General features: G+C 74.1%; 7 protein-coding genes (1 of these 7 only partly in view). 4 read left to right on the forward strand and 3 right to left on the reverse strand.

Annotation, left to right across the window (positions count from 1 at the left end; genetic code table 11):
* Window positions 1-585: 585 nt before the first annotated feature.
* A complete protein-coding gene (locus ACQP09_RS18490) occupies window positions 586-2697 on the forward strand; it encodes an asparagine synthase-related protein (protein WP_433401028.1) in 2112 nt (703 codons plus the stop codon).
* Window positions 2698-2800: 103 nt separating this feature from the next.
* On the opposite strand, the gene ACQP09_RS18495 is transcribed toward ACQP09_RS18490, so the two are convergent.
* Both ACQP09_RS18495 and ACQP09_RS18500 read right to left on the reverse strand, forming a co-directional pair.
* Window positions 2801-4915: a sigma-70 family RNA polymerase sigma factor gene (locus tag ACQP09_RS18495; RefSeq protein WP_433401031.1), complete on the reverse strand. Its 2115-nt coding sequence runs from the start codon at window positions 4913-4915 to the stop codon at window positions 2801-2803.
* Between the two features lie 278 nt (window positions 4916-5193).
* Window positions 5194-6114, reverse strand: coding sequence for a TetR/AcrR family transcriptional regulator (locus ACQP09_RS18500; RefSeq protein ID WP_433401034.1), 921 nt, complete (start codon window positions 6112-6114; stop codon window positions 5194-5196).
* A 424-nt stretch (window positions 6115-6538) separates the two neighbouring features.
* On the opposite strand from ACQP09_RS18500, the gene ACQP09_RS18505 reads away from it, so the two are divergent.
* Both ACQP09_RS18505 and ACQP09_RS18510 read left to right on the forward strand, forming a co-directional pair.
* Window positions 6539-7924 carry an NAD(P)/FAD-dependent oxidoreductase gene (locus tag ACQP09_RS18505; protein WP_433406649.1) on the forward strand — a complete coding sequence of 462 codons (1386 nt, stop codon included), beginning with the start codon at window positions 6539-6541 and terminating at the stop codon, window positions 7922-7924.
* 227 nt (window positions 7925-8151) lie between these two features.
* Entirely contained in the window at window positions 8152-9864 is a 1713-nt protein-coding gene (locus ACQP09_RS18510; RefSeq protein WP_433401037.1) for an ATP-binding SpoIIE family protein phosphatase, read from the forward strand.
* A 15-nt stretch (window positions 9865-9879) separates the two neighbouring features.
* On the opposite strand, the gene ACQP09_RS18515 is transcribed toward ACQP09_RS18510, so the two are convergent.
* Window positions 9880-11244, reverse strand: coding sequence for an MFS transporter (locus tag ACQP09_RS18515; protein ID WP_432149430.1), 1365 nt, complete (start codon window positions 11242-11244; stop codon window positions 9880-9882).
* Between the two features lie 150 nt (window positions 11245-11394).
* On the opposite strand from ACQP09_RS18515, the gene ACQP09_RS18520 reads away from it, so the two are divergent.
* A protein-coding gene (locus ACQP09_RS18520) for a MarR family winged helix-turn-helix transcriptional regulator (RefSeq protein ID WP_433401039.1) crosses the window boundary here: on the forward strand, window positions 11395-11813 show its 5' portion. The gene runs 139 nt beyond the window's last position; only the first 419 of its 558 coding nucleotides appear in the window; the start codon lies at window positions 11395-11397; the stop codon falls past the right edge of the window.

Below are 11813 nucleotides of genomic sequence, written 5' to 3' on the forward strand. Positions count from 1 at the left end.
GTGTGGCCGTGCGCCCGGCCGTGCGCTCTGGCCCGGCCCGTACGGAAGCGGCTTGGCTGGGTACCGCGTGGGTCGGCTCACTGCACTGGACTCAGTGGGCTGGGGGATACCGCCGCTCCATTCCCCGCGGGCGGCGGACCGGTCCGGGAGGTGAGGCCCACCTCCCGGACTGTGCGTGGAAGGGTCCGCCGCGGGGGCGCGGACGGGTGTGCGCGGGCGGCGGAACCTGACGAGAATGGCTGAATAACGACCGTCCGGTGACGGTCTGGCCAACGGTCCGACTATGGCCGGATTTCAACCGCTCTCCCCGTGCGGTGGCTTCGGCGGCGATGGTGGAGTCCGATGCGTATGCCGCGCCACCGGCGACCGCGCCCGTGGCGTTAACTCCCGGAATCAGCAGTTCCGTTGCCGGGGATGCGGTGAAGGCGACGGCGAGCCGGGTGTCCGGCCTTTGCCAGGGGCGCATGCTCATCCGGCGTGCGCTGCCCGTACCCCCTCTCCTGCGGCCCTGTCGTGGCAGCATGTCCCGCAGCGGCGATGCGATCAGCACAGTGCGCCGCTTGTCCACAGCCTGTGGAGGCGGCGATGCGTTGGTTGGTGGGATGGAGCAGTATCGCCGCGAGCTTCGGCACCGTCGGGGCCGTCGGCAACGGCGGTGAGGGGCGCACGGTCCATCCGGTGGGCTCTCAACTCCTGTGGGGCGACCCGGATCCGCTCTGGGCGGTCGGCGACTGGCGCCCCGACGAGATCCGGATCATCGGCGTCGCCACGCCCGAAGGCGCCCCCACCGCGCGCCTCGCCGTCCTCGGCTGCTGCGGGGCCACCGACGAACAGCTGCGCGTCGGACTGCTCGCCGCGCGCGGCGGCGCGATGCGCCACCTCACCGCCTGGCCGGGCAGCTACACCGCCGTCGTCCAGATCGGCCGCCGCATCACCGTCGCCGGCGACCTGGCCGGCGCCCGGCCCGTCTTCCACACCCCGTGGGCCAACGGCACCGCCTACGCCACCGCCGCCCTGCCGCTCGCCGACCTGATCGAGGCCCAGCTCGACATCGGCCACCTCGCCGCCCTGCTCGCCTGCCCGGAGAGCCCGGAGGCGCTCGGCGACGGCACGCCGTACCTGGGGGTGAAGCGGGTCCCGCCGGGCCACGCGCTGATCCTGCGGGAGGGTTCGCGGGAGATCACCGGGTACGAGGCCGTCGCCTCCCTCGCCGTCGCCGCGCCCCAGGCCGACCCGGTGCACGCGGTGGAAGGCGTACGGGACGCGCTCGTCGAAGCCGTACGCGCCCGGCTCACCGCGCCCCGCCACGCCCCCGAGACCGTGCCGCAGGACCCGGGGCCCGTCCCCGGCATGGGCCCCGCCGACCGGCGTGCGGCCCGGGGCGCGCCGGTGGCCGGAATCGGTGCCGACCTCTCCGGCGGCAGCGCCTCCGCCACCCTCGCCCTGCTCGCCGCCGGACTGCCCGGACTGCCCGGCACCCTCCTCGGCCACGGCACGGGGGCGGGGGAGCGCCTGCTCGCGGTCACCTTCAACGACCTCACCACCCGCGGCCACGAGGACGAGCTGGAGCGCGCCCGCGCCATCGCCGCCAACCCGCGCCTGCACCACGTGGTCGTCGCGGCGGGCGAAGAGGCCCTCCCGTACGCCTCGTTGGGGACCGGACCGCTCACCGACGAACCGGGCCCCTCGCTCGTCGTCGCCGAACGCCACCGCCGCCGCCTCGCCGCGGGCAGCGCCGACCACCTGGTGGGCCACGGCGCCCGGCAGGTCCTCGACGCCCACCCGGCCCGCCTCGCCGACCTCCTGATGGACCGGCGCAGACGCCACCTCCTGCGCCCGGTCGCCGCGCTCACCAAGGCCGAAGGCCCCTCGGCGCACTCGCTGTTCGTCCCGCTGACGGTCTACCGCGCCGCCCGAAGACTGGCCCGTACGTCGTACCGCACCGGCCTGGAGACCGCCGCCGGACTCCTCCCCGACGCCAATCGGTACGCCCCCGACCTCGCCACCCCCGCCGACGCCTCGCTCGCCGCCCTCGCCTGGTCGCGCCCGGGCCCTGCGGCCCGCTGGCTGACCGGAGAGGCGCTCGCCGAAGTATCGGTTCGCCTCCAGGAAGCGGCGATCCGGCCCACCTCCGTCCAGCGCCCCGGCGAGGCCCGCGCCCGCGCCACCCTCGCCCGCGCCGCCGCCGACCACCGCATCCTGGAGCAGGCGGCCGAGATCCGCAGCCAGCGCCTGCACGCCCCGTTCCTGGACAACCAGGTCGTCCGGGCCGCCCGCGCGCTTCCCGAATCCCTCCGCGTCCAGCCCGGCGCCCGCGCCGCGATCCTGCGCCGGGTGCTGGGCGGAGCCGGCATCCACGACCTGCCGCCCGGCTGGGGCACCCCGTCCCAGGCCACCTCCACCGCCGTCACCCGCACCGGCCTGCGCACCGCGCTGCCTGACCTGATGGCCCTCTTCGACGCACCGCTCCTCGCCGACGCGGGCCTGGTCGAGGCCCGCCTCGTCCGCAAGGCCCTGCGCGCCGCCTCCGAAGGCGAGCCGCTCCCGCTGGACGGCCTGGCGGAACTGGCCTCCACCGAGCTGTGGCTGCGCCGGCTGCTGGCCCGCCGGGGCACCTGCTGGACGGGCACGGCGGCGCCGCGCCAGCGCGCGGTGGCGGGCGGCGTGGTCCCGTCCCGCCGCACGCTCCAGCCCTGACGCACCACCGGGCCCGCGACAGCCGTGACGCGCCACCGGGTCCGCGAGACCGGGCTCAGACGCCACGGTCACGGCACCGGGCACCGGCACCACGGCACCGGGCTCAGGCGCAGCTGATACGGGACTCCGCCCAGTCGGCCAGCGCCACCCCGCCGAGCGGCCCTTCGGGCTCCACCACGAGCCGGATCGACGACTGCCCGGCGATCCCGACGCTGACCGGGACGGCAGGCGCCCCGCCCGCCATCACCGGCGAGCGCCACAGCCGCGCCCCGTCGCCGTTGTAGACGGAGAACCGGACCGCGCCGAGCCCCATCGTCAGGTCGTCCACGCCGACCATCGCCTCGTAGCGGGTGCACGGGCGGTTCAGCTGGATGGTGACCGAGGACCGGGCGTGCACAGTGACCCCGTGCGCGTACCGCTTCTCGGCGATCGACACGTTCGACCGCTGCCAGATCCAGCTGCTCCGCCCCGTCACCACCTCCGGCTCGGTGTGGTCGCCGAGCAGGGAGTGCGGGAGCTCGCTGACCTGGTAGACGGTCGGCGCGGGCGGCGGCGGAGGAGGCGGTGGCTCCGGCCGGGGATCGGGCTCCGGGGGCGGCGTCGGGCTCGGCGCGGGCGGCTCGGGCTCCGGCGGCTCCGGGGAGGGCGTGGGCTCGGCGGGCGGCGGAGTCGGCTCGGGCTCCGGGGCCGGGGCCGGAGGTTCAGGTTCCGGCTCCGGTGCGGGGTCCGGCTCGGGGGCTGCCGCAGGCGGTACGGGGTCGGGCGCGGGCGCGACCGGAGGTTCGGGCTCCGGTGCGGGCGGCTCCGGCGACGGAACCTCGGGCGCCACCGCCGGCGGCTTCGCGACCGGCTGGGGATCCGGCTTCGGCTGGTCGTCGCCGACCAGCGCCCACACCAGCCCGGCGGCGGCCGCCACGGCGACGGCGGCCGCGATCCCGGCCTTGGCGGGCGCACCGAGCCCTTCCGACGCGGCACCCCCGGCGGCTCCGGAGGAGGACCCTCCCGCTGCACCACCGGCGGCAGCGCCGGTCGTGCCCGATCCGGTGGCCGCGGCGGCGGCTCCCGCTCCGGCCGCCCCGGCGGCACCGCCCGCCACGACACCCGCCGCCTTGAGCGAGTAACCGGCGGCGAACCAGCCGATGACCGCGATCGGCAGCAGCGCCGGGATCCCGGCGTTGACGTGCTCCAACTCGCCTGCCGCCACCCGGCACTTCGCGCACTCGTCCAGATGCTTGCGCAGACCGCGTTCGGCCCGCATCCGCAGCCCGCCGCGCGCGTAGGCGCCGAGCCGGTCCGCGTACTGCGCGCAGTCGCCGCCGGTGGTGAGCGCCTGGCTCACATGGGCCTGGAGATACGCCTGCTTGAGCCCTTCGCGGGCCCGGCTGGCCAGGACGGCGGTGGCGTTGGCGGTCAGCCCGAAGAGCGGGGCGATCTCGCTGGGCGACTCCTCCTCCACCGTGGTGTGCCAGAGCACCGCCTGCCAGCGCTCGGGCAGGCTCCGGAACGCCTCCATCGCCATCGACTGCTCGGCCTCGTGCATCGCCAGCACATCGGCACCGAGGTCGAGGGTGTCGTCGTCGATGCGCTCCGACGTACGGGAGGCCTGCGCGGCGAACACCGCGAAGTCGTCGACCAGCTGCTCCCGCTTGGCGCTCTTCGTCCAGGCGGCGGCGACATGGCGGACGGCGGTCATCAGATAGGCCCGGACCGCCTCCTGCGGCCCCTTGCCGCCCCGTACGGCCTGGAGGGTGCGGGCGAACACCTCGGCGGTCAGGTCGTCGGCGGTGTGCCCGTCCCGGCAGCAGGTGCGGGCGTACCGGTGGACCGCGCCCGAGTGGCGCCGGAACAGCTCCTCGTAGGCGAGGTTGTCCCCCTCGCGCATGCCCTCGATCAACTGGGCGTCGGACAGCCCGGTGTCGGGCGACCCGACGCGCCCCTCGCGCTGCGAAGGCACCGCGTACACACCGGGGACGCCGTCCCCGCCACCGGCCTCGACGACAGCCGGCCACGGCCCGGGCAGAACGGTGCCGCCCTGCTCCTCACCGCCAGAACCGCCAGAACCGCCGCCCGAACCAGTCGGACTGCCGCCCGAACCGTCCGACGCTCCACGTCCCGCCTGGACCGGGACGTGCCCGGAGGACATCCCGTCGGCCTTCGTATCCCCGCCCGCCGCAGCGATCTCGTCGAGCGGCTCTTCCTGCTGCTCGTTACCGCTCATCGCGGAAGCCCCCGTATACACCCTCGGACCCGAATACCGGCCAAGACTGCCACATGGCTCAATCGCGATGGAGCCTCAGTCCTGGCAACCACTCATCCGGGGCGTTTTCTCGAATGCGAGTGCTAGAGAGCCTTCTTTCAGGGAATGCATCCGGGTTGTTCTCCGAACAGCCGCCACCCGGCCGCCCGCACCACGCACGGGCGGTCGAGCGGTCAGGCTGACCGAACGGGCTTCGACCGGACTCCGTCCGGCCTCCGAGCGCGCCCCGGACGGTGACGTCAGACCGACGGCCGCGACCGCAGCCCCTCCAGCAGGATGTCCAGCAACCGGGCCGAGGCCGCCGCCTGCTGGGCGGCGTCCGGCAGGGACGGGGCAGCGGTGGCGATGACCAGCAGCACGTCCGCCACCGTCACATCGCCGCGCAGCTCGCCCGACTCCCGCGCCCGGTCCACCAGCCGGCCCACGACCTCCAGCAGCTCGCCCGCGCCCGAATCCTCAACCAGGCCGTCGAGCTCGTCCCCGGCACCGGCACGCCGGCCGACGACACGGAAGTCGGCCTGGGCCACGCCCTGCCGCTGCTGCGGAACACGGGTCTCGTCGCCCGCGTCCGCCGCCACCGGCGCGCCCGCCTCCTCCGCGTCGACCCCGACCCGCAGCACCTGCGGCGGCAGCAGCCGGCCCGCGCCCGATGCCACCGAGGTCCGCAGGAAGCGGGAGAGCGCCGACCAGGGCTCCTCCTCCTGCCCCAGAGCCGTACGCGCCTGCTCGGTCAGCCGGGAGGTCTCCTCCTCGGCTATCCGCCGCACCAGCACGTCCTTGCTCGGGAACCGCCGGTAGACGGTGCCGACGCCGACCCGGGCGCGGCGTGCCACGTCCTCCATCGGAGCCCCGTACCCCAGCTCGCCGAACACCTCACGCGCGGCCCGCAGCACATGCTCCAGATTGCGCTGCGCGTCCACCCGCAGCGGCGCCGAACGCGTCGAGCCCGCAGGTGGGTTGGGCGCCGGCCCGCTCGCGGCGGGCCCGGCCGGAACCGTTCCCGCCGTGACCGCACCGATCGCCGCCGCGCTCATCGCCGCGGCGGAGCGCACCGCGTCGGCCGAGCTCATGACGCCGAGCGCGCCGACGGAGCCCAGCCGTCCGTGGTCCTTGGCCGTGTGCGAGCGCGCGGACTGCCCATGCGAATCCTGAATCTGCATAACTTCCCCCGGTTTATGACGTCTCCCCCCGGAGACTTCCCCGCCATGTAGGTCGGGGAGCGAGCACAACGAAATCCGCACCCGACTCCCGACGGGTAACGAACATAGTTGAGCCCGCGTCAATTCAGAAGGGGGTAGTTCCGCATGGCGAGCCCCCCGATCGGAGCAGAAGCGCCCCGACCCCCTTCCCGCACCCGCCCGTTCGCCCTCCGCGCAGCGCCTGACCTGCACCGCTTCCTCATCGCCCGGCCGACCGGCCGGGACCGCCCCGCAGAACCCTCCGGTCACACAATTTGCCGGGCCTGTGGACAAACCACCGACTCCGTTGCGTCATGGGGTGGTGATGGCTCCAGATTCCCGGGGGACGACCCCCGGCACCCGGCCAGGTGTGCGCATTCTCGTCGTCGGCGGCGGCTACGTCGGGATGTACACGGCGCTGCGTCTCCAACGGAAGCTGAAGCAGAGACTCCGGAGCGGCGACGCCGAGATCGTGGTCGTCACGCCCGAGCCGTACATGACGTACCAGCCGTTCCTCCCCGAGGCGGCCGCCGGCTCGATCTCGCCGCGCCACGTCGTCGTACCGTTGCGCCGCGTCCTGAACCACTGCACCATCGTCATCGGCGAGGCCGACCGCATCGACCACGCCAAACGCACGGCCACCGTCACCACGCTCGCCACCGCGGAGGACGGCACCGGCGCCCTGGAGATCGCGTACGACGAGATCGTCATCGCCCCGGGATCCGTCTCGCGCACCCTGCCGGTCCCCGGCCTCGCGGACTTCGGCATCGGGTTCAAGACGGTCGAGGAGGCCATCGGGCTGCGCAACCACGTCATCGAACAGATGGACATCGCCTCCGCCACCCGCGACCCCGCGATCCGCGACTCCGCGCTCACCTTCGTCTTCGTCGGCGGCGGCTACGCGGGCGTGGAGGCGCTCGCGGAGCTGGAGGACATGGCCCGCTACACCGCGCGGTACTACCACAACATCAAGCCCACGGACCTGAGATGGATCCTGGTCGAGGCCTCCGACCGCATCCTCCCCGAGGTAGGCGAGGCCATGAGCCGGTACGCCGTCGGCGAGCTGCGCGGCCGCGGCGTCGACGTACGCCTCGAAACCCGCCTGGACACCTGTGAGGACCGTGTCGCCGTCCTGAGCGACGGTTCCCGCCTCCCGACCCGCACGCTCGTCTGGACCGCGGGAGTCAAACCGGCCCCGCTCCTGGCCGCTACCGACCTCCCCCTCACCGAACGCGGCCGGCTCCGCTGCACCGCCACCCTCTCCGTCGCGGACATGCCGCACGCCTGGGCCGCGGGCGACGCCGCCGCCGTCCCCGACCTCACCGCCGCCGAACCGGGCAGGGAGACCGCCCCCAACGCCCAGCACGCCGTCCGCCAGGCCAAGGTCCTCGCCGACAACGTCCTTGCGACGCTGGAGGGCCGCCCGCCCGCCGAATACCGCCACAGGTACGCGGGATCCGTCGCCTCCCTGGGCCTGCACAAAGGCGTCGCCCACGTCTACGGTCGCAAGCTCAAGGGCTACCCCGCCTGGCTGATGCACCGTACGTACCACCTCAGCCGGGTGCCGACGTTCAACCGGAAGGCGCGCGTCCTTGCCGAATGGACCCTGGCCGGACTCTTCAAACGGGAGATCGTCTCCCTCGGCTCGCTCGAACACCCCCGGGCCGAGTTCGAACTCGCGGCCGGCGGCGGCTCGGTGGCCCCCCAGCGGCCCGGAACCCTGCCCCGCCCCGACACCGACGGGACCCCGGAGGACCCGCCGGGCGGCCTGCCGCCCCGCCCTCCGCGCTGACCAGCGGCGCGACCGCGACCGCACCGCCCGCGCACACCCTTCGGACGCCGTCCGGACCGCGGCCGTACGGCAACCGGACGGCGTCCGGACGGCGACTGTCAGTACGGTCGGTCACACTGGACGTGTGACCATAGGTGGGCCCACACCTGCACAGAGTGACCCGGCCGGCAGTGACCGACAGTGACCAGCAGCGACGCACCGAACCGACACACGAGGCCAGAAATTCCGTGAACTTCACGCGTTGGAGCGCCCGCCTTCCCGGAACGCAGCGTCGAGCCGCCGCGCGGGACGACCGCAGTCCCGTGCCCGCCGCCCGGGCCGAGTACGCCCAGGCGCAGGCCGCGGCCGCCCTCCCGGACGGCACGCTTCCGGAACCTCCCGACACCGCCGCCGCACCGGCCGTCCCCGGGCCCGCCCTGGACGGCCTCCCGTCCCGCGAGATCCTCGGCCGCCTCCCCGCCGCCGTCGCGCTGCTGCACGGCCCGGACCACCGCGTCGCGTACGTCAACGAGGCGTACGAGACCGCGTTCGGCCCCCGTCCCTCCGGCATCCCCGCCGCCGAGGCCCTGCCGGAGCTCGCCGAGCTGAGCGTGCTGCCGCTGCTCGACCAGGTCCTGCGCAGCGGCACCGCCCGTACGGTCAAGTCCCGCCGGACGGCCGAGGGCGGCTCGTACACCGTGACCTGCACGCCCGTCGCGGCCTGGACCGGCACGGAGGAAACCGAGGGCGACGACGAGAAGAACAGGGCCGAGAGCGGCGTCCTCGTCTACGCGGCCGACGTCACCGACCACGCCGAGGCCGCCGAGCGCCTGCGCACCAGCGAACGCCGCCACCGCGAGACGGCCGTCACCCTCCAGCGCTCCCTGCTCCCGCAGGAGCTGGAGCAGCCCGACGACCTCCGCATCGCCGCCACCTACCAGCCCGGCGGCACCGACGCGGCCGTCGGCGGCGACTGGTACGACGTGATCACCCTCGGCGCCGGCCGCACCGCCCTGGTGATCGGCGACGTCATGGGCCGCGGGGTCCGCGCCGCCGCCGTGATGGGCCAGCTCCGCACCGCCGTCCGCGCCTACGCCCGGCTCGACCTCCCGCCGCACGAGGTGATCCAGCTGCTGGACGGCCTCGCCTCGGAGATCGACGCGACCCAGATCGCCACCTGCGTCTACGCCGTCCACGACCCGAACGAGGGACAGCTCGTCTACGCCTCCGCCGGCCACCTCCCGATGCTCGTCCGCGACGAGGACGGCACGGTCAGCCGGGCCGCCGATCCCACCGGACCGCCGCTCGGTACCGGCGGCTGGGTCCACACCTCGGGCACCATCGCGCTGCCGCCCGGCTCCACCGCGGTCCTCTACACCGACGGCCTGGTCGAGCGTCGCAGCGAGGACATCGACGAGGGCGTCGCCTCCCTCGCCCGCGCGCTCTCCGGCGCCAAGGGATCACCGCAGGTCGTCTGCGACCGGCTGATCCGCTCGCTGGGGGTGACCGCCGAGCACGACGACGACGTGGCGGTCCTGGTCGTCCAGCACCCCGCCCGTACGGGACCGAACGCGGAGCTGTTCCACAACGCCGCGCTCGACCTCCTCGGCGGCATCGAGGCCACGCCGCGCGCCCGCTCCTTCGCCACCGGCGTCCTGACCTCCTGGCGCTTCCCGGCCGAGCTCCGCGACCTCGGCGTCCTCGCCGCCAGCGAGCTGGTCGCCAACTCGCTCCAGCACGGCACCCCGCCGATGCGCCTGGGCCTGCGCCGCACCGACCGGCGGCTGATCATCGAGGTGACCGACGGGGACGACCACCTGCCGCGCCGCCGCCAGGCCGAACCGGCCGACGAGGCGGGACGCGGCATCGAGATCATCGCGTCGATCGCCACCTCCTGGGGCAGCCGCCGCACCCCGGGCGGCGGCAAGGCGGTCTGGTGCGAGTTCGCCCTGCCCCGCTGAGGTCCCGCCGCCGGCTCAGCGACCGGCCGTGGCAGTGGCGGCAGCGGCCGTGGTGGCCGCGGCCGTCGGCGCCGTGACCGACACGGCCCGATCGGCCGCCTCGGCAGAGCTCTCCCCACCCTCGGGCAGCGACACCGCCACCACACGCGAGGGCGCGGGGGCCAGCGACGGCTGATCCTGTACGGGGGTGAGCCGGCGCCCCAGCCGCAGCGCGAGCACCGTGATCCCGAGCGAGAACAGCACGAACGTCACGATGTACGGCCCGTGCAGCGAAGCCCCCATCGGACCGCCGACCGCGGGACCGACCGCGAGCGCGAGCTGCTTGCACAGCGCGAACGCCGAGTTGTACTGCCCGACCATCGACTCCGGCGCCAGGTCCGCGACCAGCGGCGCCACGGTCGGCGACAGCATCGCCTCACCCAGCCCGAACAGCGCGTACGTCGAGATGAACGCGGCCGTCGCCATGGTCTGGCTGCCGTGCCCGAGCCCCGCGTACCCCGCCACGATCCAGGCGAAGGCCCAGATGAGCCCGACGGCCGCGATGACCCGGCTGCGCCGCCGCCGCTCCACGAGCCGCAGCACGACGAACTGCGCGATGACGATGACCGCGGTGTTGGCGGCCAGCGCGAGGCCGAGCGTGGACGGCTGGATCCCGGCGGCCTCGGTGCCGTACGCGGCGAGACCGGACTCGAACTGCCCGTAGCAGGCGAAGAAGAGCACGAACCCGAGCACGCACAGCTGGACCATGGCCCGGTGCGAGAGCAGCGCCCGCATCCCGCCCTTGGCGGAACCGTCGGTCGGCCGGGCTCCGCCGATGGAAGCGGTACGCGGCATCTTCACGGTCGCCGCGACCGCACCGAGGACCACGAACATCCCGGCCTCGATCAGGAACAGCATGGTGAAGCTCGCCGGACGGCTCACGTCCACGAGCTGCCCGCCGACCAGCCCGCCGAGCCCGAGGCCCAGGTTCTGCAGGAAGAACTGCATGGCGAAGGCGCGCGTACGGGTGGCGGTGCTGGAGCACCAGACGAGCATCGTGGCCAGGGCGGGCTGCATCACGGCGGTACCGGCACCGAGGACCGCGGCCGACAGCACGGCGGCCGGAACGCTGCTCGCGTACCCCAGAGCGGCGGCGCCGACGGAGGCGAGACCGGCGGCCACCACCAGCACGGGCAGCGGCCCGCGCCGGTCGATGGCCCGCCCGGTGAACGGCAGAACGGCCAGCGCCGCCATCGCGAAGACCGCCAACACGACTCCCGCCGTACCGGCGCCCAGATCCCGCACCTGCGCCACGTAGACGTACAGATACGGAACGGTGAACCCGAGCCCGAACGCGCTCAGCGCGCTGCCCAGCTGGATCCGCCGCAGCGCTGCGCCCATCTCCCTGGTCACACTCACCTACCTCAAGATCTTGAAGGACTCAAAGGCCCCGAACGAATCAGACTCGAAGACTTTAGCACTAAACTTAGAAGGTGAAAACTACAGCCTGAAGGACTTCAAGGGTGGTGAGGGCGTGCCATACTGCCCGCCATGTCTGAGAGCACCGAGGAGCCAGGCCCCAGCGAGCCGACCCTCGACGAACAGATCGCCGCCTACCAGCGCGAGTTCCGCGACCTCGACCCCCAGGTCGAACAGGTCGTCTCCGCGCTGGGCCGCCTGAACCGCCGGATGAACGTCGCGTACGGGAGGCAGGTGGCCGCCCTCGGCATCAGCAGCGCCGAGTGGGAGGTCCTCAAGACCCTCGTCCTGTCGGGCGCCCCGTACCGTCTGGGCCCTGGCGAGCTGGCGAAGCGCCTCGGCCTCACCCCGGCCGCCATGACCCACCGCATCGACCGTATGGCCGGCGAGGGCCTGGTCACCCGGGACCGCGACGAGAACAACCGGGTCCGCGTCATCGTCGAGCTGACCGATGAAGGCCGTACGAAGTGGCTGGAGGCGATGCGCATGGC

Origin of the sequence: Streptomyces sp. CA-146814 (assembly GCF_050942385.1) — a bacterium.
Lineage (GTDB): Bacteria > Actinomycetota > Actinomycetes > Streptomycetales > Streptomycetaceae > Streptomyces.

What these genes read in the sequence shown, in the direction of transcription:
- ACQP09_RS18490 (WP_433401028.1), top strand. Translation starts at nt 586, where the DNA reads ATGCGTTGGTTGGTGGGATGGAGCAGTATCGCCGCGAGCTTCGGCACC.
- ACQP09_RS18495 (WP_433401031.1), bottom strand. Translation starts at nt 4,915, where the DNA reads ATGAGCGGTAACGAGCAGCAGGAAGAGCCGCTCGACGAGATCGCTGCG.
- ACQP09_RS18500 (WP_433401034.1), bottom strand. Translation starts at nt 6,114, where the DNA reads ATGCAGATTCAGGATTCGCATGGGCAGTCCGCGCGCTCGCACACGGCC.
- ACQP09_RS18505 (WP_433406649.1), top strand. Translation starts at nt 6,539, where the DNA reads ATGTACACGGCGCTGCGTCTCCAACGGAAGCTGAAGCAGAGACTCCGG.
- ACQP09_RS18515 (WP_432149430.1), bottom strand. Translation starts at nt 11,244, where the DNA reads ATGGGCGCAGCGCTGCGGCGGATCCAGCTGGGCAGCGCGCTGAGCGCG.